General features: G+C 29.6%; 21 protein-coding genes. 15 read left to right on the plus strand and 6 right to left on the minus strand.

Annotated features, from left to right (window positions below):
• Positions 1-158: 158 nt before the first annotated feature.
• From CLHOM_RS07100 to CLHOM_RS07135, 8 genes are all read left to right on the plus strand, one after another.
• Complete coding sequence (locus CLHOM_RS07100; RefSeq protein WP_052221001.1) at positions 159-992, plus strand: hypothetical protein; 834 nt, start codon at positions 159-161, stop codon at positions 990-992.
• Between the two features lie 194 nt (positions 993-1,186).
• Entirely contained in the window at positions 1,187-1,480 is a 294-nt protein-coding gene (locus CLHOM_RS07105; protein ID WP_052221002.1) for a hypothetical protein, read from the plus strand.
• 71 nt (positions 1,481-1,551) lie between these two features.
• Positions 1,552-2,349 carry a DNRLRE domain-containing protein gene (locus CLHOM_RS07110; RefSeq protein WP_052221003.1) on the plus strand — a complete coding sequence of 266 codons (798 nt, stop codon included), beginning with the start codon at positions 1,552-1,554 and terminating at the stop codon, positions 2,347-2,349.
• A gap of 138 nt (positions 2,350-2,487) precedes the next feature.
• Entirely contained in the window at positions 2,488-4,512 is a 2,025-nt protein-coding gene (locus CLHOM_RS18665) for a glycosyltransferase (RefSeq protein ID WP_052221004.1), read from the plus strand.
• Positions 4,512-5,588: a non-hydrolyzing UDP-N-acetylglucosamine 2-epimerase gene (wecB, locus tag CLHOM_RS07120; protein ID WP_052221005.1), complete on the plus strand. Its 1,077-nt coding sequence runs from the start codon at positions 4,512-4,514 to the stop codon at positions 5,586-5,588. Before CLHOM_RS18665 ends, wecB begins: the two co-directional genes overlap by 1 nt.
• A 12-nt stretch (positions 5,589-5,600) precedes the next feature.
• A complete protein-coding gene (locus tag CLHOM_RS07125) occupies positions 5,601-6,464 on the plus strand; it encodes a dTDP-4-dehydrorhamnose reductase family protein (protein WP_052221006.1) in 864 nt (287 codons plus the stop codon).
• 8 nt (positions 6,465-6,472) lie between these two features.
• Positions 6,473-7,531, plus strand: coding sequence for an FkbM family methyltransferase (locus CLHOM_RS07130; RefSeq protein WP_052221007.1), 1,059 nt, complete (start codon positions 6,473-6,475; stop codon positions 7,529-7,531).
• Between the two features lie 14 nt (positions 7,532-7,545).
• A complete protein-coding gene (locus CLHOM_RS07135; protein WP_052221008.1) occupies positions 7,546-8,538 on the plus strand; it encodes an SDR family NAD(P)-dependent oxidoreductase in 993 nt (330 codons plus the stop codon).
• Between the two features lie 78 nt (positions 8,539-8,616).
• On the opposite strand, the gene CLHOM_RS07140 is transcribed toward CLHOM_RS07135, so the two are convergent.
• The 5 genes from CLHOM_RS07140 to CLHOM_RS07160 all read right to left on the minus strand — a co-directional run bounded on the left by CLHOM_RS07140 (position 8,617) and on the right by CLHOM_RS07160 (position 14,131).
• Positions 8,617-9,438: a collagen-like protein gene (locus tag CLHOM_RS07140; RefSeq protein WP_052221009.1), complete on the minus strand. Its 822-nt coding sequence runs from the start codon at positions 9,436-9,438 to the stop codon at positions 8,617-8,619.
• A 214-nt stretch (positions 9,439-9,652) separates the two neighbouring features.
• Positions 9,653-10,726 (minus strand): tetratricopeptide repeat-containing glycosyltransferase family 2 protein, encoded by a 1,074-nt coding sequence (locus tag CLHOM_RS07145; protein ID WP_242846744.1) that lies wholly within the window; start codon positions 10,724-10,726, stop codon positions 9,653-9,655.
• 103 nt (positions 10,727-10,829) lie between these two features.
• Complete coding sequence (locus CLHOM_RS07150; protein WP_052221010.1) at positions 10,830-12,614, minus strand: tetratricopeptide repeat-containing glycosyltransferase family 2 protein; 1,785 nt, start codon at positions 12,612-12,614, stop codon at positions 10,830-10,832.
• Positions 12,615-12,676: 62 nt separating this feature from the next.
• Positions 12,677-13,819: an aminotransferase class V-fold PLP-dependent enzyme gene (locus CLHOM_RS07155; protein ID WP_052221011.1), complete on the minus strand. Its 1,143-nt coding sequence runs from the start codon at positions 13,817-13,819 to the stop codon at positions 12,677-12,679.
• A gap of 42 nt (positions 13,820-13,861) precedes the next feature.
• Positions 13,862-14,131: a putative Se/S carrier protein gene (locus CLHOM_RS07160; protein ID WP_052221012.1), complete on the minus strand. Its 270-nt coding sequence runs from the start codon at positions 14,129-14,131 to the stop codon at positions 13,862-13,864.
• 209 nt (positions 14,132-14,340) lie between these two features.
• On the opposite strand from CLHOM_RS07160, the gene CLHOM_RS07165 reads away from it, so the two are divergent.
• The 3 genes from CLHOM_RS07165 to CLHOM_RS07175 all read left to right on the plus strand — a co-directional run bounded on the left by CLHOM_RS07165 (position 14,341) and on the right by CLHOM_RS07175 (position 16,864).
• Positions 14,341-14,811 (plus strand): hypothetical protein, encoded by a 471-nt coding sequence (locus CLHOM_RS07165; RefSeq protein ID WP_052221013.1) that lies wholly within the window; start codon positions 14,341-14,343, stop codon positions 14,809-14,811.
• A 243-nt stretch (positions 14,812-15,054) separates the two neighbouring features.
• Positions 15,055-16,041, plus strand: a complete 987-nt coding sequence (locus CLHOM_RS07170) for a glycosyltransferase family 4 protein (protein WP_052221014.1) — start codon at positions 15,055-15,057, stop codon at positions 16,039-16,041.
• A 61-nt stretch (positions 16,042-16,102) separates the two neighbouring features.
• The gene (locus CLHOM_RS07175; RefSeq protein ID WP_052221015.1) at positions 16,103-16,864 is read left to right on the plus strand and encodes an exodeoxyribonuclease III; all 762 of its coding nucleotides are present in this window, start codon (positions 16,103-16,105) and stop codon (positions 16,862-16,864) included.
• Positions 16,865-16,952: 88 nt separating this feature from the next.
• Here the strand turns inward: CLHOM_RS07175 and CLHOM_RS07180 are convergent, their stop codons facing one another.
• Positions 16,953-17,426, minus strand: coding sequence for a superoxide dismutase family protein (locus CLHOM_RS07180; protein WP_052221037.1), 474 nt, complete (start codon positions 17,424-17,426; stop codon positions 16,953-16,955).
• Between the two features lie 206 nt (positions 17,427-17,632).
• Here CLHOM_RS07180 and CLHOM_RS07185 point away from each other — a divergent pair, with 206 nt between their 5' ends.
• From CLHOM_RS07185 to CLHOM_RS07200, 4 genes are all read left to right on the plus strand, one after another.
• Complete coding sequence (locus tag CLHOM_RS07185) at positions 17,633-19,975, plus strand: U32 family peptidase (RefSeq protein ID WP_052221016.1); 2,343 nt, start codon at positions 17,633-17,635, stop codon at positions 19,973-19,975.
• Between the two features lies 1 nt (position 19,976).
• The gene (locus tag CLHOM_RS07190; protein WP_052221017.1) at positions 19,977-22,334 is read left to right on the plus strand and encodes an endonuclease MutS2; all 2,358 of its coding nucleotides are present in this window, start codon (positions 19,977-19,979) and stop codon (positions 22,332-22,334) included.
• 104 nt (positions 22,335-22,438) lie between these two features.
• The gene (locus CLHOM_RS07195; RefSeq protein WP_052221018.1) at positions 22,439-22,909 is read left to right on the plus strand and encodes a 2-thiouracil desulfurase family protein; all 471 of its coding nucleotides are present in this window, start codon (positions 22,439-22,441) and stop codon (positions 22,907-22,909) included.
• Positions 22,899-23,912: an alpha-hydroxy-acid oxidizing protein gene (locus CLHOM_RS07200; protein WP_052221019.1), complete on the plus strand. Its 1,014-nt coding sequence runs from the start codon at positions 22,899-22,901 to the stop codon at positions 23,910-23,912. The genes CLHOM_RS07195 and CLHOM_RS07200 overlap by 11 nt, the downstream gene beginning before the upstream one ends.
• The last annotated feature ends 154 nt before the right edge of the window (positions 23,913-24,066 follow it).

The following is a 24,066-nucleotide window of genomic DNA, read 5'->3' on the forward strand; positions in this document are numbered from 1 at the left end:
ATACAATTTTTAATATTACTATGTGAATATTAGAACAATTATGTTTAATATAAAAAAATAACTCAAATTTTATTAAATATAAAATCAATCACAATTTAAAATTCATCTCATACTATATTACTAGATAATTATTAACCTAAATAAGGAGGGTAATCTCTATGCAAGACAATTTTCAAGTAACCAACTCAGAAGTACAACAGGTTACAACTGATGAATGTATAATTGGACAGAAAGTCTATGGAAAATGTAGACAACAAGATTGTTTAAAACCTTTAGATTCTAATACTATTCCTACTCCTGGAATGATTCAAATAGACTCTTCTAGATCAGGGGAAACAGAAAATATTTCAGGGGGAGGATTAATTGGAACAATTGCACCAAATAGTATAATTAAATTTGATTCAACAGTTTCTGGAGTTCAGTTGGTACCTAACACATTTTCAGTTTCTGATATTAAAGTATTAAGTATTCAACCTAGTGTATTCTCACAAGATGGTTTCTATGATGTTACTATCAAATATACATTTGCGTATCAAATTAATTTATTAGACAGTAATGGAGACCCAATTCCAGTAACATTAGGAACAGGGACAACAACCGACATTAATGCTTTTACAACTTATACAAAATTAGTTCCTTTATTTGGTGGAGAAGCTTCTACATCAACTGTAGTTACTTTAAATACTTTATATGACCCAAGTTCAGTATACAGTCAAGCAAACCCTTATACACTTGTTGAAGCTATTGCAAATCCACTAACAATAAATATAGGAACTTATGTAGTAGGTACAGAAACAGAATATCATGCTGATATAACAATAGGACTATTTACTATAATTAAGTTATTTAGAATAGTAAATATGCTTGTAGCATCTGCTGGAAATTGTGATGTACCAGTTTGTGATCCAATCCAACCTGGTGATCCTTGTGAATATTTCAATAGTTTGCCATTCCCATTTGACGATTTTGACCCACCAAGTAGTTTAGTATAATCTTGTTTTAGTGTATAAAAATATGTTGGATCCTCATGAAAAATACTATGCTTAAGGCGTAGTATTTTTTATACGTATGGTAAAAAGACAACTTTAATGGAGTGTTGTAACCATTAGTATGTAAATTCATATATTAATAATGGGATTAAAAGTCCTAAAAATAAATATAAGAAAATATAGGAGATGAAATTTTAATGGCTACAACAATTAATTTTGATACACCTGCTTCAAGTACAGCTCGTCCTGTTGCCGTTACAGGAACTGTTGCAGCTGGCAGCTATGGTCTTTTAACAATTACAATTAATGTTACTAATGGAGTCACTGCAGCTAGGAACCGTTCATTTTATAGAGAAATAACTTTCGATAATACAGGTAGTGCTACTTCCCTAGCAGTTAATACCTCTTATACTATGTCTATTGTACCAAAAGTTTTAGGCTCAGACACTGTTGCTGCTGTATCTGCTTGGTCTTATACTCCTAACAATTAATACTAACTATTTATATGGAGCCGTAAATGGCTCCATGCTTCAAGTTAACATTTTAGAAAAGAGGTGGAAAGTTGTCCAGTATACTAATTCCTGCTACTAAAAGTCTTACAGTAACCAATAAATTTCCAAATGGAAATATAAATGAAGACATTATAATGGTGGGAATTGATGGGGAATATATGTATACTAGCTACTTGTTCTTTGATTCTTCAGCTATACCAAATAATGTGTATGTTTCAAATGCAGAACTTGTGCTATTTAAAACTAATAATTTTTATAATAATAGTAAAATTGAATTTTTTATATCGCCATTAAGTGATTATTTTAGCACTTATACCACTTTTAATAATCCACCAAGAGAAAATAAAATTATTAAGATGAAATTTTATCCAATAACTTCCAAGGTGGCTGTAACAGTGAATTTAAGTTATATTGTTTCACTATGGGTTAAAAATCAATTAACCAATACAGGTATAGCATTGTATTGTAGAAATCAAAATGTTATTGCTGAATTTGGCTCTGCAATAAATGAGAATTCTTATCTTATTCCTTTTATAAACGTTGCAATTAATCCAATAATTAATAAGAATCAATGCTGTACTAGATATCCTATAGACAATGGAACTACTAAACAAGTTCAAGTTATAGGAACTGTGGCTCCTGCATCAAAATATGATGCAATAGTAAATGTGGGAGTTACAAGAAGTGGTAGTGGGCATACAGATAATTATTATGTTGCTGATGAATATGATAATTCAACAAGTGGAAATCCTCTTCATATAGATAAAACTTATAATGTAGCTATTATTCCAAAAGAAAATCCAGGTGATGTTGAAACTGTAAACTTTTATGGCTCCTATAAGGAATAGAAAGGGCATCACCTTTTATTAATATATGAAAATAAATTCAGTAACATTCAAATATTATCTTAAATACGATATTTGAATGTTTACTGACTAACATAGTTCAAATTAGTAGAAATTTTATTGAATTAGGAGGATTGTTTAGTGGAAGAGATTATTAATAGTAAAATTGATACTAGTAAAAATAATAAGAAAAAAATTGTTTTTTTTGTGAAACATGGATTAGACAATTTTCTGTTAGATATTATAAATGAACTAGAAAAAGAATATATAACAAAGAAGATAGTAGTGACAAATTTGAAACAAATTGATGAGGGTATGGAATGGGGAGATATATGCTGGTTTGAATGGTGTGATGAATTGGTATCCTATGGAAGCAAAATTAATCTTGCTAAGGAAAGAATTATTATCTGCAGGCTGCACAGTTATGAAGCTTTTACAGAATATCCAGATAAAGTTACGTGGGAAAATATTGATAAAGTTATTTTGGTAGCAGAACACATACAAAACTTTATAATTGATAATTTTAATGTAAATGAAGAAAAAACCGTAGTAATTCCAAATGGCATAGATACTAAGAAATGGACTTTTAATCGTAGAAAACCGGGGTTTAATATTGCGTATGTTGGATATATAAATTATAAGAAGGGCCCTATGTTATTATTGCATACCTTTAAGGCTATTTATGATAAGAATAATCAATATAAATTATTCATTGCGGGTAACTTTCAAGACCATAGAGATGTTCTGTATTTTAATCAGATGATAAAAGAATTTGGCTTAGAAAATAATGTGATTTATCAAGGATGGCAAAATGACCTTGATAAATGGCTTGAGGATAAAAATTATATATTATGTACAAGTATCCTTGAGTCTCAGAATATAAGTGTTATGCAAGCTATGGCAAAAGGTATAAAACCTATAATTCATAATTTTGTTGGAGCAAGAAATATATATCCACAAGCTCTAATTTGGAACACTATAGATGATGCTATCAATATGATAGTGAGTAATGAATACAAATCAGAAGAATATAGTTATTTTGTAGAGAAATACTTTCAACTTGATTATCAATTAGAAAAAATCAAGTCTTTATTTTTAGACTTAATTAAAACAAAAAAGTATATTAAAATTGAACAACCACTAGTGACAATAGGAATTACAAACTATAATGGCAAGAAGTATTTGTCAAAATGTATAGATTCCTTTCTAAATCAAAGTTATTCAAATATAGAAATATTACTTATTGATGATTGTTCCACTGATGGTTCTGAAAAAATAATAAAAGATTACGAAGAAAAATACAAAAATATTAATGCAATTTATCATGATGTTAATTCAGGTGGAGCATCAAAAGGGATTCAAGAAGTTATTAGTAATGCGAAGGGGAAATATTTTCAATGGATCGCATGTGATGATTTTGTTGAAAAAGATGCTATCTTAAAATTTGTAGATTATTTAGAAAGAAATCCAGAAAAAGACTATGTATATAGTGATTTTAATATTATTAATGACAATAATGTAAAAACACAAGAGTGGAATTACAAAGTATATACTAAAAATAAGGTTGTTCAACATATATTTAAATCTGCTTCTGGGTTAATTCCAATGAACTGTTTATACAGATTAGACTTTTTCAAAAATAACAAAATAAGTTGGTTAGTATATAGGGGTAATGATTTTTCATCTGATACATTAAATACTATACATTTTATAAAACATGGCTGGAATTATGGAAAAATTGATGAAGCCGTAGTAAATTATAGAATTCATACAGATAACTTATCAAAAAACATACAAAAACGAATACAAAATTCCGTTTCTATTTTTGATTATATTATCAACAATTATAAAGAAGAAGTATATAATCCAGAAATTTTGTGGAGTCAATTAGAAGATAAAAACCAATACAAAAATTATATAATAGCACAGTTTTATTACAATCAAATTCAGAATCACTTAAGTATGAGAGTAATACCTAATTATGTGAGTAGGGATGTTACAAAACAAGAGCTTATGAAATACTGTTATGTATTTGCAGAAGAAGGTATGAAATATATTGAAGAAGGCTTAAAACAGGGAAATACTTATACCAGTGAGATACTTGAATTAAAAGAATTATATAATAAATATATTGAAGAAGTGAAAAATTTAGGAGTGATTGGTTAATGAAAATAATGACTATTTTAGGAACTAGACCAGAGATAATAAGATTATCATTGATTATAAAAAAATTAGATAGATTATGTACTCATATTCTAGTCCACACAGGTCAAAATTATTCTTCTTCATTAAATGATATATTTTTTGAAGAATTAGATATAAGAAAACCTGATTACTATTTGCAAGCTCCAGGAAATAGTTTTGGGATTCAGATTGGTAGAATACTAGAACTTACAGAAGAAGTTATTTTAAAAGAAAGACCTGATAAAATACTCATATTAGGTGATACAAATAGTGGATTGGCTGCAATTATTGCTGAAAGATTAGGTATACCAGTATTCCATATGGAAGCTGGGAATAGATGCTTTGATTTAAAGGTACCAGAAGAAAAGAATAGAAAAATAATAGATGCAATTTCTACTTATGCACTGCCATATACTTTTGGAAGTAGAGAAAACCTTTTAAAAGAGGGGATATTGAAAAATAGAATATTTGTTTCTGGCAATCCAATATTTGAGGTAATTGAATATTACAATGAATGCATTGAAGAAAGTAATATTCTTACAGATTTAAACCTAGAAAGAGGTAAATATATATTAGCTACTATTCATAGAGCCGAAAATGTGGATGTAAAAGAACGATTAGAAATCATTCTAAGTGCAGTTGAGGAAGTTCAAAAAGAATTTAATTGTAAAATAATTTTTAGTATCCATCCAAGGACAAAAAACAAAATAGAAAAATTTGGCTGGCTAAATAAAAATAAAGATATAATTTACAGTGAACCCTTTGGCTTTTTCGATTTTATTAAGCTTGAAAAAAATACACTTTTAGTATTAACAGATAGTGGTACAGTTCAAGAAGAATGCTGTATTTTCAAAATTCCTACAGTTACAATTAGAGAAACTACTGAGAGGCCTGAAACCGTTGAATGTGGAAGTAATATAGTTTCTGGTATTAATCTTGAAAAGATTAATACATGTTCAAAGCTTATGGCAAACTCAAATAAAAATTGGAATTGTCCAGAAGGGTATTTAGATAACAATGTATCAAATAAAGTTGTGAATTTTTTACTTTCTAATTAGAGGTGAGAAATAATGAAAAAAGTCTTAGTGCTAGGGGCAGCTGGAATGGCAGGGCATATGATTTGTGAATATTTAAAGACTTTCACGGAAAAATATAAAATATATAAAATATGCCATAATATTAAATTGGATTCAGAGTCAATACTATTAGATATATTTGATTTAGATTTACTAGATACAACCATTCGGATGATTAATCCTGATGTTATAATCAACTCCATAGGAATTCTAAATAAAAATGCTGAAGATAACCCATCTAAAACTATATTTATTAATTCTTATTTTCCAAGATATTTAGAAAAGAAATTTAAAAATACTAATGTAAAACTTATTCATTTAAGTACAGATTGCGTTTTTTCTGGAGACACAGGTAATTATAGTGAAACTTCAGAAACTGATGGAAAGGATATATATGCAAGGACCAAAATATTAGGTGAGATAAATAATAATAAAGATTTAACGGTTAGAACTTCCATAATAGGACCAGAGCTAAAAAACAATGGAACTGGTCTATTTCATTGGTTTATGAAACAAACTAATTCTATTAAAGGATATTCTAAAGTTATTTGGTCGGGAGTTACCACACTTCAACTGGCAAAATCCTTGCATGATATGATAGAAAGTAATTTAACTGGACTTTATAATTTAGCAGCAAATAAACCAATTAGTAAATATGAATTATTAAAAATTATAAATGTAGTTTTTGAAAAGAATATCATAATTGAAGATTGTAAAGAAAATTATAACAATAAATCTCTGATTAGTATAAGAAGTGATTTTCCTGTGAATTTACCGACTTATACAGAAATGATTATGGAATTAAGAGATTGTATGTTAAAAAACAAGCAGTTGTATGAACAGTATTTTTGTAAGTAGGTGATAACATGAATATAAGAAAGTATATAAAAAGAGAAGCTTCGCACTTTTATAATATTTTTGAAGAGTGTAAATCAAAGAATAATAAAGTAGATGTAATACTATATGGTGCAGGAGAAAAAGCAAGAATGTTTTTAAGTGATTATGATAACATTGACGTGAAGTTTTGTTGTGATGATGATATTGATAAAATTGGCAAATTTTTAAATTATATACCGATTATTTCCATAGAAGAATTAAAAAACCATCACAATAATCTACCAATTATAATTACCTCTAAATGGAGTGATGATATTTCAGTTAGATTAAAGTCTATAGGTTTAAAATATATATACCATAGATTTTCTCTTGAGTATTTAATGCATTTAGACGAGTTACAAGAGGTTTATAATCTGCTTGAAGATAGAGTATCAAAAGTTATATTTTTAGGATTAATAAAGTATGTATTTAATCAAAATCCAAGTATTTTTAAGAAAATTACTTTTGATGAAAATCAATACTTTTTAGAGGATATCTTTCAGTTTGGAGATAATGAAACAATCATTGATGGAGGAGCCTTTACAGGAGATACTTTAGAAAGTTATATAAAGCAAAGCAAAGGTGTTTTTAAAAAATATTATTGTTTTGAGCCAGATAACAATAATTTTAATAAACTTAAGGAGTATATTGAAAATTTAGAAATAAGGGAAAAAGTTGAGGCATATCAGCTTGGATTATTTGATAGTGATAAAACTGTTAGATTTTCTAACTTAAATAGCTCTGCATCCTGCATTAACATGTTTTCTGATAGTTTTATAAAGGTTACTAATATAGATAAAATATGCAATAATGAAGATATTACAATGATTAAAATGGATATTGAAGGAAGTGAATATGAGGCTCTTATTGGCAGTAGAAATACCATATTAAGAAATAATCCAAAACTAGCTATTTGTGTCTATCATTTAGCATCAGACTTATGGAAGATACCTATTTTAATCAAAGCCTTCAATAAAAGCTATAAACTCTATCTGAGACATCATAATAAAAAATGCTGGTATGAAACTGTACTGTATGCGACTTTATAAATGGGGGATTGCATATGTTTGAGAATAAATCTATTTTAATTACTGGAGGTACAGGTTCCTGGGGAAATGAACTAACTACTCAGCTTTTAGAGATGAATACAAAGCAAATAATAATATATTCAAGAAGTGAATTAAATCAAGTAAATATGAAGAGGAAATTTAATAATGAAAGATTAAAGTTTATAATTGGTGATATAAGAGATTATGATTCCATAAAACAAGCTACAAAAAATGTAGATTATATTTTTCATTTGGCAGCCTTAAAGCATGTTCCTATTTGTGAAGAACAGCCCTATGAGGCAATGAAAACCAATATTATAGGTATCGACAATCTTATTAAGGCAGCAATTGAAAATAAGGTGTCTAAAGTAATTGATGTTTCTACGGATAAATCTGTTGAACCAATAAACGTTTATGGCATGACAAAAGCTATAGGTGAAAAATTAATAATTCATGCAAATACTTTAACTAATGAGACTAAGTTTGTCTGCATAAGAGGAGGAAATGTATTAGGAACCAATGGAAGTGTTGTACCATATTTTATAGATCAAGTAAAAAGGTTTAATGAAATCACTATTACAGATACAGATATGACCAGGTATTTTTTGACTTTAAGACAAGCAATACAGTTATTATTCAAAGCAATTGGCAATAGCATAGGTGGAGAAACCTTCGTAATGAAAATGCCAGGTTATAAAATAATAGATATAGCCAAAGTTATACAAGCTGAATTTGGAAATGAAAATTGTAAAATTAGAATAATAGGTAAAAGACCTGGTGAAAAGCTGCATGAAGTATTAATATCGAGATATGAAGTTGAAAATGCATATATTTATGATGAAAATTACTTTGTCATATTACCTCAACTTGATATAAAAGGTTTAAAAGAACATTATATAAAAAAGAATTTAGAGCCTTTAAATAAAAAAGAATATTCATCTAGTGACTATATATTAGGATATAATGAAGCTAAAAAAATGTTAATTCAAGGTGGATTTATTGCTTAAGTGTTTTAGTTATATATTATGAGAAAAAGGAGGCATCAAGCCTCCTTTATTCTTTACTTACATAGACTAGTAATATTTCTATTCTAAACGTACAATAGTCAATTGGGCACCAACTGAAGGAGCTAAGGTTGTTATTAATGGAGTAGCGGAGTCATTTCTTAAGGTAATAACATCTCCAGCTGCAAGTGATAATATAGCTTCACCTGAAACTTCTCCAGTAGCAACTAGAGCTGAAATTGGTGTGGAAGCATCTACTGTTCCGTTTACTGCGATTGCAATTGCAGAACCGACACCAGCAGTTATACTCACACTATAGAAAATTTTATAAACTCCGGTTGTAGCAACTGTTATAGTTGTAGTACCTGCTGAATGGGTAATATTAGTTAAAGGTCCATTATTGCTAAAAGGCACGTCAGCTCCACCAGCTACTGTGGCGTCAGCAACAGTAGCTAATTGATATACATAACCAAAGCCGGCTAATCCTGCGCCGGTAGGACCCATAGGACCAGTTGGTCCGGTAACGCCGGTAGGACCCATAGGACCAGTTGGTCCGGTAACGCCGGTAGGACCCATAGGACCAGTTGGTCCGGTAACGCCAGTAGGACCCATAGGACCAGTTGGTCCGGTAACGCCAGTAGGACCCATAGGACCAGTTGCTCCGGTAACGCCGGTAGGGCCTATAGGACCAGTTGGTCCGGTAACGCCAGTAGGACCCATAGGACCAGTTGGTCCGGTAGCGCCGGTAGGACCCATAGGACCAGTTGGTCCAGTAATGCCAGTAGGACCTATAGGACCAGTTGCTCCGGTAGGACCACCGGCAGGACCGGCAGGACCAGTAGGTCCAGTTGGGCCAGGGAGCATATTATATGAACTTGTCAAAATTCTAAGTTGTTCTCTCAAAATAAATTCCTCCTTCTTCTAGCATAAAATTCGGTCTTATTCATTTCCCAAAATTCAATAAATTAATTTACAAAAATGAATATCTATATAAAAATAATTACTGCTTAAAGCTTATTTCTATATATTTTAGTATATGAAATTAGTACTTTATTGGAGATATATAAGACAAGATTAGTATAAAAACTACACCAGATTTTGATGGTGCAGTCTATTTTTAACTATAACCTAGTTTTTCAAAGTATTTTTTATTATACAAAACACTTTTATTATTTGGATTATAACTACTGGCTATTTCGTTATGCTCATAAGCTAAGTCATGATTACCTAATTTATCATAACAAACACATAATTGTATATGAGGAACCCAGGTCCAGTATGCATTACTGGTAAAACCCATATTCTCTTCGGGCATATCTAATTTTGTAGCAAGTTCAAACCAAAATATTGCTTGCTTGAAGTTGTTTTTTTCCTTGAAGTAGCTTCCAAGTCTACAGCAATGTTCAGCATGTGGCGAATCGTATTTAAACGATCTAAGACTATAATTCATTGCATTTTCATAATCTCCAATTGAGTGATAGTAGTCCGCCACTTTTCCGCATGCATAGACTTTATCTTGATGCCATCCACCATTCATATTTAAATAGTTATCATAGTTTTCTAAAGCTTTTTCATACATCTCATGATCGTATAGTTCATTAGCATAGTAGAAAGTATCTCTTGGTGAAAATTCTTCACCTCTAGCTATTTTTTTTTCATAAATTTTCAAGTTACGATTTGTTTGTTGGCGTATTTTTTTATGACTAATAGCAATATCGCTATTTACTATGTTGCCATATACTTCTAAATAATTATGACATGCACCATACCACTTGAAATTTCTTTCTCTTTTCACTAATCTATTCCGTCTATAGCTAAAAGTTACATTTCCATCTTCATCAAAACCTACATTATATTTCATTGTAACAGAATCTATGGATGGGTCTAATTCTTTTTTAAAATTCTTAAATTTTTCTCTATCTTCTTCCAGTATCACATCATCAGCATCTAGGTAAAATATATATTCTTTATTCGCTTTACTAAAAGAAAAGTTTCTAGCTGCAGCAAAATCATCAATCCAAGGAAAGTCATATATATATTCTGTATAATTTTTTGAAATTTCTTTTGTTTTATCTTCAGAACCAGTATCTACTATAATGATTTCATCAACTAAATCTTTTGCTGAGTCTAAACATCTACTAAGTGTGTCTTCTTCGTCTTTTACTATCATACATAAACTAATACTTATCAAATTTTATCTCCCCTTGTTTAATCATTGCTTTCAAAACTCTTAAAAGTTTATTTTTTTCCTATTATTATATGATAGTAGAGCTACAACAGTGTATAATATAATGTTAATGCATCAATATTTCTAATCCTTCTTTATCATACACTTCAAGTTCTTTTATTGACCGCAATATTTCTTTCTTGGCAAGGTCAATATATCCATGTTTATAATACAATTTTCCAAGGTTAAGCAATACAAATTTATTATTTACTAGGTTCAATAAATTTACAGCTATTGCTAGTTCGTCAAATTTATCATTTATAAGCAATATTTCACAAATTTCTAATATTATTGGAAGATAATCAGCTTCATTTTCTTCTTCGGATATGATTAGAGTAGGCTTTTTTATAAATAGATTTATAAACTGGGTATATACTCTTAATAATTTTTTATCATGACCAGATAAGGTATCTTCTTTAAAGTTACTTAGTAGAGACAAAGCATTGACATTATTATTAGTTAATATACTACTTATGATTTTATACATGTTAAGATATAAATAAGATGAATTTTTTTCATCTATGCATTTTATATTAATACAATCATTAAAGTAACCAGTCATTACAAGGCACTTAGCCTTAAGTAATAATAGGTCAGTTGTACTTATATTAGCTTTTTCACATTTTTCTATATACTCCAGGGCTGTCTTATAGTATTGTTCATTATAAAATAAATTTGCAATAATAAAATTACTTTTCGGAGAGTCTATAAAAAATTTCTCTATAATTTTTTTAAAATCATCTATAGGGATATTTTGGATTTTTAATATATGACCAATACAGTATATAGGCTCAATAAAATCAGGTTTTGACTTCATAGCTTCAATAAAATAATTATATGCTGTATCATAGTCTTTTAGTTTTATATATGCATTGCCTAATTCATAATACGCTTTAAAGGTACCTACACCATAAAAACACTTTAAGTCAGGAGAAGGCTCACCTAATTCAATACATTTTTCTAATGCTTTTATTTGATACATAGGCATATTTGTATCTCTAAAGATAAGGGATTTTAAAAAGTACAAATCAGTAAATTTTGGATAGTGTTCTATACCTATATTTATAAATTTTAGTGAAGTATTATAATCTTTTATTTTGTGATTTAAAATTGCTATTCTTAAGATTAGTAGAAAACTATAACCATTAAGGGGGTCAAAATTTTCAAAAGATTTATAATAGTGTTCTAATGCTGTTCTTTCATCATTCAATGCTGCATATTCAGTACCAAGATTGAAATATGCAAAAACATCATCTGGATTTTCTTCAATTTGTTTTTTTAAAAGAGTAATATTTCTATTTCTTTTATTCTTAGAACTTATGCTGTTTTCCATATACCCATAGTGATGAATCTGTACAAATTTATAAATTAAATTATACTTATTTTCCGAATGAACAAGCTGGTTATGAATTTCTCCTTCATAATGAGTTCCTTGATTGTTTTTAAAAAGTCGTGGATTTAAATTTACAGTTATAGAATTATCATCAATAGTGCTGCCATAGTAGTTTAAGGTTTCAAAAAAGTAAATTGCATTTTCGTCCAACTGTTTAGTTAGTAAATCCTTAAGATTTTCTTGATCTTTGGTATATAATTCATCATCAGCATCTAAAATCAATATCCAGTCTTTTGTAGCATGTTTTAATGATTCATTTCTTGCTTCACTAAAATTATTATTCCATTGAAAATAATAAACTTTCGCACCAAAGCTTTTAGCGATATCTACAGTTCTATCAGTAGAGCCTGTATCAACAATAATTATTTCATCAACAATATCTTTAATACTTTTAAGACATTGAGGTAAATATTTCTCTTCATTCTTTACAATCATACATAAACTGACTTCATTTTTCATGTTAAACTGGCCTCCATTTATATAGTAAATATAGTAGTCAAAAATTAAAATATAGATAAAATCTAAAAATGCATATTGAAAATTTGAATGATTGTGTCAATGAAATTTTCAACATCTTTAAAACAATTAAAATATCCTGGACTAATACGTATAGTACCCCTTTTATCTGTTCCAATGATTTTATGAATCATAGGAGCACAGTGATAACCAGTTCTAACACAAATATTGTGTTGACTCAGAAATGCTCCCATTTCTGAACTATCGAAGCCCTCCACATTAAAGGATATAACGGGTGTCTTTTTAGGAGCATCTAATTCACCGTATATATTGATAAAAGGTAATTTTAATAATTCTTCAGTAAGATATTTAATTAGGGCTATTTCGTGCTCTCTTATTTTTATAAGATTCTCAGTAAAAAGGAAATTAACTCCTTCACTTAAACCTATAATTCCAGGAGTATTCATTGTTCCACTTTCAAGTTTGTCAGGCATAAAAGATGGCTGGAGTAAGCTACTTGAATTACTGCCTGTACCACCTTCTTTAAGCGGTAATAGGTCAATTTCTTTGCTTACATATAAACCACCAGTACCTTGCAAGCCAAAAAGTGATTTGTGTCCTGGAAAAGCAAGTATATCAATATTCATTTTTTTTACATCAATATCTATATAGCCAACAGTTTGTGCACCATCTACAATTAGCAATATACCTAGTGATTTAGATAACCTACCAATTACTTCAATATCTTGAATAGTTCCTAAAACATTAGAACCATGGTTAATTATTATAGCCTTGGTATTTTTCTTTATAGAATTTTTAATATCATCAATTGATATATATCCATATAAGTCTACAGGCAAAAAAGTAGTTTCTATTCCGATTTTTTTAAGACTTTCTAAAGGACGTAAAACAGAATTGTGCTCAATCATAGTAGTTATAACATGGTCGCCAGGTTTTAGCGCACCTTTTATTGCAATATTTAAGCTATCAGTGGCATTAGATGTAAACACAATTTGCATTGGGTCATCTACATTCAAAAGCTTAGCTAAACGTTCTCGACATTCAATTATTTTAAGTTCACATTTTATTGAAAGATTGTGAGAACCTCTATTAGGATTAGAACAATAATTTCTAAGACAATAATCTACAGAATCATATACAGAGGTAGGTTTAGGAAAAGAAGTTGCAGCATTATCAAAATATATCATATATCCTCCTTAAAAATAAATTATCTACAAAATCCACATTTACTAACATGAAATTTCCAAATATTCGTAGCGTCTTGTTTTTGGATTTATAAATTTTTTATAAATGCTCTGAATTTCTATATTAAAATTGTTAATTTTCTCAATTGCTTTACTCAAGTCTAATTGTTTAATTTCTAATGCTCTTGAACATCCTGCTGAAAGTTTACAAGGTGTTTGTATCATAGTAACTTTCATTTTGGAATCTTTTAAAATTTTATATAGCATTAAACTGCTATTAGTTGAAGAAAAAGTTATTATATAAACTGTCTCCATGATAGTACCTCCAGTTATTAATATACTAATTTATTATATTCAATAGGAAAAATTTAGGTGTTACAAATGGACTAATTAATTATGCTTACCTAAAGTTATTAGCTTAAAATAGCGTTAAAATTTCAATGAGTAACCGAAAATTGGCTTGTACATATAATATATATAGGTAACTATTAGTTATCTAAATTCAAGATAAAGGGGAAATAAAAGTGTCAAGAAGTCTTAGATTACAAACTGATGTGGCATTTGATTACGCAGCAAGTACAACTGCTCAAGCATTAGTACCTGCTACAGAAACTTTATTAGATAATTTAGTATTAGAATTAGCAAATAGAAATGATAAGGCTTTAGTTAAAGGTATATTTTCATTAAGTCTGGCTGGTATACTTTTAGCTGTTACTGATGAAGTTTCAGTAACAATCAATGTTTATAGAGATGCAGCTTTAACTGATTTAGCATATAGTTTTGATAATACTCTTGTTGCAGGTATTGTAGGTACTCCTGCAGCTACTAGTTATCAAGTGCCTGTTTTATTCTTAGATACTCCTTCTTTAAAATCAACAGAAGATACAACAGAATATTATATTACAATTACGGTAAATGGAACTGGAGTTACTTTGGGAGATGAGGATGTAAGCTTAACACAATACACTGTAGCTGCAGAAGAAATTCCACAATAAAAATAGAAGTATCTTAGGCCCTGCATTTAGCAGGGTCTACTATTTTAGTATATTCAATACATCCTTTCTAAAAGCAAAACACAAATTTAGTACAATGGCATATCTATATATTAGTAAAAAAACTTCATTTATTCATTTTTATCCCATTATAAGATATGAAGAGACGGATAATTTAATATTATAAAGCATAGAGATATTTTAAACTAGGATTTTTATAATAATTTTTAGGGGGATAAACACTATATGAAAGTACTGCTATGTACGAGGCAAGATTATAATAGAAATATTGCTGGAGACTCAACTCAAGTATTGAAAACAGCAAAATATTTAGATAAATTAGGAGTAGAAGTATCTATAAATAATGGATGTATTTTTGATTACTATAATTATGACATCATTCATTTATTTAATATTAATAAGATAGGGGATATTTATAATTATTATAAAATAGCTCATAAGTATAAGAAAAAAATAGTTATTTCACCTGTATATCATAATCCCCAAAAATATCTTATTTTTAAGGATTATAAAGATAAGTTAAAGCTATGGGAAGCTAGTAATGCATACAGAAAAGAAATATTTATGGGAAGTACTGCAATTATAACTAATAGTATAAGTGAAAGAGAAAATATAATTAGAGACTTTAATATAAAAAAGAAATTTAATGTAATTTATAATGGAGTAGAGGTTGAGGATGAGCAAGTTCCTTTATATAGCATTAGAGAAAGGTATAATTTAAATTCTTATGTACTAAGCGTAGGTAAAATTTGTTCAATGAAAAATCAACATATAATTGCTAAAATATGTAATGAGTTAGATATTCAGCTGCTTTTAATTGGTAGAATAAAAGAGAGTAGCTATTATAAGGAGTGCATGAAGTATAAAAATGTACTGTACTTAGGATTTATGGATAGCTATAACATTTACAATGCTTATAGGTTTGCAAAGTTGCATGTGAAAGCTGGATTTTTTGAAATGCCTGGATTTTCATCTCTTGAGGCTGCAGCAAGTGGATGTAACATAGTAACAACTTCAGAAGGATGTGCAAAGGAGTATTTTAAGGATTTAGCAATATACTGCAATCCGTATGATGAAAATAGTATTTATGAAAGCATTAGAGCAGGGTTAAAAATGCACAAGGCTGAAAAACTAAAGGAATTAGTTAAAAAGGAATATACTTGGGAGAAATACACAAATCAGTTATATGAAACTTATAAAAAATTAATTTGATTTTTACCTCTTTAGGAGTAAAATGTAAATAACAAAAGTTAAGTCAAAGGAAGTGGAATATATGAAAGTATACTCATGGAATGTAAATGGATTAAGAGCTATTGAAAAGAAAGGCTTTATTCAGTGGATTTATGATGAAAAGCCTGATATATTATGTATACAAGAAAGCAAAATTCAATTAGATCAAATAGATGAAAAGTTTAAAAGTATTAAAGGATATAAAGCATATTTTTCTTGTGCAGAAAAAAAGGGATATAGCGGAGTAGCAACTTTTACTAAAGAAGAGCCAATTGCCATTCAATATGGCATTGGAATTGAAAAGTTTGATAAAGAAGGAAGAATATTAATATGTGAATATAAGGATTTCATTCTATTTAATATTTATTTTCCTAATGGACAAAAGGATGAAGAAAGATTAAAGTACAAGCTAGATTTTTACGAGGCATTGTTCAATTATTGCGATGGTTTAAAAAATGAAGGTAAAAAGCTATTAATTTGTGGGGATTATAATACTGCTCATAAGGAAATCGATTTAAAAAACCCAAAGGCAAATAGCAAAACCTCTGGTTTTCTACCAATTGAAAGAGAATGGATGGATAACATAATTAATAGAGGGTATTTTGATACATTTAGATACTTTCACCCAGATGAAATAAAGTATTCGTGGTGGACTTACCGTTTTAATGCTAGAGAAAACAATGCAGGATGGAGAATAGATTATCATTTCGTATCTGAAAATATGATAGGAGATGTTATCGATTCTGAAATTCTCAATGAAGTTACTGGATCTGACCATTGCCCTGTAGTACTTATTCTAAAATAATTAATCGCTAATCTCTAGTCACTAGCCGCTATTAAATATCAAGAAGTAAGATATTTAGCGGTTAGAAATTAGGGATTAGCGATTTTTTTTATACTTTTTTTATTACTCCACAGGCAATTCTTTTACCGGAGTTTCCAGCAGGTTCAGTCCTATAGTCATCAGGACTTTCATGAATAATTACTGATTTACCAATGATGTCTGAAATTTTAAATTTATTAGTAAAAAAACTCATCCTAGCTACTCCATTATTTGAAAATAAGACAGGAAAATCTCCAGCATGATTTCCGTGAGGCTGGTTTGTAGGATTAAAGTGTTCTCCAGCACATTTAAATGGATCATTAGGATTTTCTATGTTACAACAGCCATTTTCATGTATGTGAAAACCATGAGGACCAACTTGTGAATTATTCCCTTCAGCAGGTTTAAATGCAGGTAAGCCTGTAACAGATACATAAACTTCTGTTCCACCTGGCACATCCTTAAAATAGACTATACCATTTATTTCAGGATAAGTTGGACTGCCGTTTATTCTCGCTACTGCTAGAAGTGATGAGTCTTCCATGGTATCACTACCTCTAAAAAAGGGAATTCTATTGTAAGGGTTAACATTATTATAGAAAAATGTATTATTATAATACATTAAGCTACCTCCTTGTAGTATTACTTTATTATCTTATGATTTATTTAAAGAAAAAGTTACTTTAGTTGTTTTGAATCAGCTTGTTTTGTTATAATGTATAATTGATATAGATGTTAGGGGAGATATAAATGAAAAAAATAGAATTGCTTGCTCCAGCAGGTTCAATGGAAAGTCTTTATGCTGCAGTTCAAAATGGTGCAGATGCTATATATATTGGTGGAAATAAATTTTCTGCTAGAGCCTATGCTTCAAATTTTAATGAAGAGGAAATGATTAAGGCTGTTTCATACTGCCATTTGTATAATATTAAGGTATATGTAACCCTTAATATACTTATAAAAGAAGAAGAAATAGTAGAAGCATTGGAATATGTTAAGCTTTTATATGAAATAGGGATAGATGCTTTAATTATTCAAGATTTTGGATTAGCACAATTAATTGGGAAAAATTTCCCGAATTTTGAGATTCATGCTTCTACTCAGATGACAGTACATAATGGAGAGGGAGCATTATTCTTAAAGGAATTAGGATTTAAAAGAATAGTATTAGCGAGAGAACTATCATTAAAAGAGATAGAACGTATTTCAAAGGGATTAATGATAGAGACAGAGATATTTATCCACGGTGCACTATGTATTTGTTATTCTGGACAATGTCTCATGAGTAGCATCATAGGAGGAAGAAGCGGAAATAGGGGAAGATGCGCTCAACCCTGTAGACTTCCTTATGAAATAATTAATAAAGAAAATAATGAAATAAAAAAAGGATACATAATGAGTCCTAAGGATATATGTACTCTTGAAAACATAGAAGATATTATTGACAGCGGCACTAGTTCTTTAAAGATTGAAGGAAGAATGAAAAGACCAGAATATGTAGCTGGAGTAGTTTCAACTTATAGAAAAGCTATTGACGGGAACCTAAGAAAAGAAAATGTTTCTACAGAAAAAAAGAAACTTACTCAACTATTTAATAGAGAAGGATTTTCTAATGCATATCTTTATGGCAATCCAGGAAAAGAACTTATGTCTTATGGGCATCCTAGAAATACAGGAATATTATTAGGTAAAGTAAATAAAGATCACACAATTAGGCTAGAAGAAAACATCAAAGTAAAAGATGGTGTTAGAAGTGAAGATAAAGGATTTACAATATCAAAAATAGAAAAAAATAATATAGAAGTAGATGAAGCCTATATAGGTGAAATTGTAAAAATAAAACCTGTAAACTACAAAGCGGGAGATGTTTTATATAAAACTCTAGATATAAGCTTAATGGATGAATTAAGTAATACTTATAAAGATATTTATCATAGAAAAAATAAAATAAATTTAGAGGTAACTTTTAAAATTGGTGAACCTTTCATCTTAAGAGGTAATTATAAAGACAAAACTTATGAGGTCTGTGGAGAAAAGGTTCAAAAGCCTTTAAAAAAGGGAGTAGATAAGGAAAATTTAATTAGAAATTTAAATAAAACAGGAGACACACCTTTTTCTTTTGAATCAATTAATTTTATTGAATTTGAAGAGGGATTTATACCAATCTCTCTAATAAATTCTTGCCGCAGAGAATTATTGGATAAAATTACCAAGGATATTATAAGTAAGGATTCAAGAAAACATATAGAAAGCTTAGACTTTAATATTGAGAAAGTGCTGCAAAAAAATAACGTGTTGAATTCAACGATAGTATTAATAAGCTCAACAGATCATTTAAGAGCTGTAGAAAAGTTTAAGATAGAGAATGTAGCTGTGGATATATTCATGAAGAATTGTAATGTGGACATAAAAAATATTAAAGACAAAAAAGTATATTTAAGGATACCTACAATTGTGAGAAATGAGTTTGAGTATATATGTGCAATAATTGAAGAAAATATATGCAATATTTGTGGAATAATTACTTCAAACTTAGGAATAATAAAGAAATTTAGCGGAAGTATTAGTATAATCGGTGATTATAAATTAAATATATTCAATTCTTATGCATTGAATAGCTATAGTGACTATATTGAGGCTGCCACTTTAAGTTTAGAATTAAATAAAAAAGAAATACAAAGTTTGTTATCTAAAACTTCAATTAGACCATATCAGCTTATTTATGGGAAACCAGAGCTTATGGTTAATGAGTATTGTCCTATAGGCAGCTTATTTGGTAAAAAAGATAGTATTGATAGTAATTGTACAAATGCATGTGAAAAGGGTCAATTTATTTTAAAGGATCGAAAGGAAACAGAATTTAGAATTTTAACGGATAAATTTTGTAGAAGCCACTTATACAATCCTGTGGCAATAAATCTTATTCCTAATTTACAGGAGTTAAGAAAATTAAAAATAGATTCATTTAGAATTGATTTTACAGATGAAACTTATGAAGAAGCTGTAAAAATACTTAAGACCTATATGGATGAAAAATTTGATGAAGATTTTAAGAATTATACAAGAGGACACTTTAAAAGAGGAGTAGAGTAGGATGAATGAAAAAGCTTTAAAGGTACTAGAATTTAATAAAATAAAAGAAGAGTTGAAAAAATATACAAATACTGCTGCTGGAAAAGATATAATTCATGCTTTGGTGCCTTATAGCAATTTGTATGAAGTGAAAGAGCATTTAGAAGAAACAAGAGAAGCTTTTGAGTTAATGATAAAAAAAGGAATGCCGCCCTTTGAAGGTATCTATGATATAAGAGAAGGTATAGCAAAATCTGAAAGAGGATTTGTATTATTACCGGTGGAGCTTTTAAGAATTGCAAATTTATTAAGATGCAGTAGAAGATTTAAAAGCTATATTAGCAGAAAGGATGAAGAAGAGAGCTTTAGAATAATTGAAGATATTTGTGAAGGATTGAAACCTTTAAAAAATCTAGAGGAAGAGATATTTAATGCAATAATAAGTGAAGAAGAAATATCCGATAGGGCAAGTTCAGCACTTTATAATATAAGAAGAAGCCTGAAGGAAAAGGTAAGTTCCGTAAAAACAAAGGTAAACTCACTTGTAAGGACCTATTCACAATTTCTTCAGGAAAATATCTATACAGTTAGAGGGGAAAGATATGTTTTACCTGTAAAGGTTGAACATAAAGGATCAGTTCCGGGACTTGTTCATGATCAAAGCTCCTCAGGAGCAACTTTATATATAGAACCTATGAGTCTAGTAACCTTAAATAATGAAATAAAAGAATTGGTATTAAAAGAAAAAGCAGAAATAGAGAAGATACTTGGAGAGCTTTCAGTTAAGGTATATATGGATATAGAATTAATCAAAAGTAATGCAAATATAATTTGGGAGTTAGATTTTATATTTGCAAAAGCAAAATATGCTGGCAGTATTAATGCAATTTGCCCTAATGTAAATGAAGAAGGATACTTTAATATTTTAAAAGCAAAACATCCATTAATTAATCCAAAGGATGTAGTAACAAATGATATGTATTTAAATGAAGGAGTTTCTTCATTAATAATAACTGGACCCAATACTGGAGGTAAAACTGTTACTTTAAAAACAGTTGGCCTGCTTCACATAATGGCATTGAGTGGACTTATGATTCCAGCTGGATCTGGTTCAGAGATTAGTTTTTTTAAAGAGGTATTTGCTGATATTGGGGATGAGCAGAGTATAGAACAAAGCTTATCTACATTTTCTTCTCATATGACTAATATTGTAAATATAATAAATAATGCTGATGATGAGTCGCTAGCCTTATTTGATGAACTAGGAGCTGGAACAGATCCAACTGAGGGGGCTGCTCTTGCTATTTCAATATTAGAAAATTTAAGAGAAAGAGGAACAAAAATTGTTGCAACAACTCACTATAGTGAATTAAAGGCATATGCTCTTAGAGTTCAAGGAGTTGAAAATGCTTCAGTTGAATTTGATGTAGAAACCTTAAGACCAACATACAAATTACTTATAGGAATTCCAGGAAAATCTAATGCTTTTGAAATTTCAAGAAGATTAGGCTTAGCTGATTATATTATAGAGGATGCTAAAAGTGGGATTTCTAAAGATACTTTAAGATTTGAAGATTTAATTCAATCACTTCAAGATAAAAATATTAAGGCTCAAAGAGATGCATCGGAAGCTGCTTATGTTAAGAAAGAGGCATTTAAACTAAAAGAAAAGTATGAGGAAAAGTTAGATAAATTTGAAAATATAAGAGAAAAGGCTATTATTGAAGCTCAAAAAGAAGCTAAGAAGATAATCAAAGAAGCCAAAGAAGAGGCTGATAAAATATTAAAAGATATAAGAGAGCTTGAAAGAATGGGATACTCTTCTGATGTTCGACAGGCTTTAGAGGAAAATAGAAAAAAATTAAAAGATAAAATAAATAAATTAGAGAGCAGTATGGAAAAGGAAAAGGAACAGGGAGAAGAGCTTACTACAGTGTATGAGGGACAAGAAGTTTACCTTCCTAAGTTTGATAAAAAGGTAATAGTATTAACTACTCCAGACAATAAAGGAGAAGTTCAAGTTCAAGCTGGAATTTTAAAAATAAGTGTAAACATAAAGGATTTAAGAGAAATAAAGGGCAATGTTGTGGAAAATAAAAAAATTAATAAAAAAGGTCTAAATCTTAATTTAAAATCTATTTCTACATCAGTAGATTTGAGAGGAATGGACTCACAGGAAGCTATTTACACAGTTGACAAATATCTTGATGATGCCTATATTGGAGGACTTAATGAGGTAACTATTATACATGGAAAGGGAACAGGAATACTTAGAAAAGCTATAAATGATATGTTAAGAAGTAACCCACATGTAAATAGCTATAGATTAGGTGAATATGGAGAAGGCGGTACAGGAGTTACAGTTGTAGAACTAAAATAATGAATAAAGGTTATTTATTATCACATAAGGTAGAAAAATATAACTAATTACTATTTAAAAATAGTTTATAGTGGTTTATAATTATTCTTGGAGGTCTAAATAAGATGATAATTATTAGTGCATGCCTCTGTGGCGTTAACTGTAGATATAATGGTGGAAGTAATTTAAATGAAGAAGTATTAAGTATTTTTAAGGAAGGTAATGCTGTACTAGTTTGTCCAGAACAATTAGGTGGACTTGAAACTCCAAGGGAGCCACAAGAAATTCAAGGTGGTTCAGGAATAGATGTGTTAGAAGGTAAAGCTAAGGTTGTTAGTAAAACAGGCAAGGACAGTACAGAACAATTTGTTAAGGGTGCCTATGAAACCCTAAAAATTGCAAAGAGTGTTGGAGCTAAGCTTGCAATTTTGAAAGCAAATAGTCCATCCTGTGGATGCGGGGAAATTTATAATGGACTTTTCGAGGGCAAGTTAATTAAAGGAAATGGAGTTACTGCAGAGCTATTAATTAATAATCAAATAAAAGTTATATCTGAAAAAGATATAAATGCGGGAGGTAATTTTTATGGATTATAAAGAAATGCTTAAGAAGGCTAAAGAAAACTTAAATGGCAGCTGTCGAGTTTGTACATCATGTAATGGAGTTGTTTGTGCAGGTGAAGTCCCAGGGATGGGTGGAAAAGGAACTGGTTCAGCTTTTAAGGAAAACTTTGAAGCATTGAATGCATACAAACTTAATATGAGAGTAATTCATGGAGCTAAGAATCCAGATACATCAATAGAACTTTTTGGTAAGAAGATGGATATACCACTTTTGGCAGCACCAGTATCAGGAACTACTTTAAACATGGGGGGTAAATTCACTGAAGAAGAATACATATCTTGGGTTATTGGAGGCTGTTTAGATGCAGGAATCTATCCAATGGTAGGAGATACAGCGGTGGATTCATTTTTAACTACGAATTTGGAACAATTAAAAAAGTTTAATGGACAAGGTATTGCTATTATTAAACCTTGGGCTAACGAAAATGTTATAAATAAAATAAAATTGGCAGAAGAAGCTGGTGCTTTTGCAGTTGGAATGGATATTGATGCTTGTGGACTTATAACTCTTGCATTGCATGGAAAACCAGTAATGCCAAAAACAGTTGAAGAAATTAAAGAAATAGTTAAGAGCACAAGACTACCATTTATATTAAAAGGAATTATGACTCCAGATGAAGCAGAACTTGCTGTAGAAGCAGGAGTAGATGCTATTGTAGTATCAAACCATGGAGGAAGAGTACTTGATCAAACTCCAGGTGTTGCAGATGTACTTCCTGAGATAGCTTCTAAAGTAAAAGGAAAAGTTACAATCTTAGCTGATGGTGGAGTAAGAAATGGTGTAGATATATTAAAAATGATAGGACTTGGAGCAGATGCTGTATTAATAGGAAGACCATTTGTAACAGCTTCTTTTGGTGGACAAAGAGAGGGTGTTAAGATGTATGTTGATAAATTAAAAGATGACCTAAAGGCTGCTATGATTCTAACAGGATGTAAAGATATTAAGGATGTAGATGGAAGAGTTATATATTAAAAATGCGACGCATTTTTTAAAGTAACCCGTGACCAGTAACCAGTTGCCAGTGAATTAATAAAAACTGGTTACCGGGAATTGGTTACTGGTTACTAAGAATTTTACCTCATAAAATTCTTAAACAATGTATATTATTATCCCTTTTGACCATAAT

The sequence above is a fragment of the Clostridium homopropionicum DSM 5847 genome, from assembly GCF_001263795.1.
Taxonomy (GTDB): Bacteria; Bacillota; Clostridia; order Clostridiales; family Clostridiaceae; genus Clostridium_H; species Clostridium_H homopropionicum.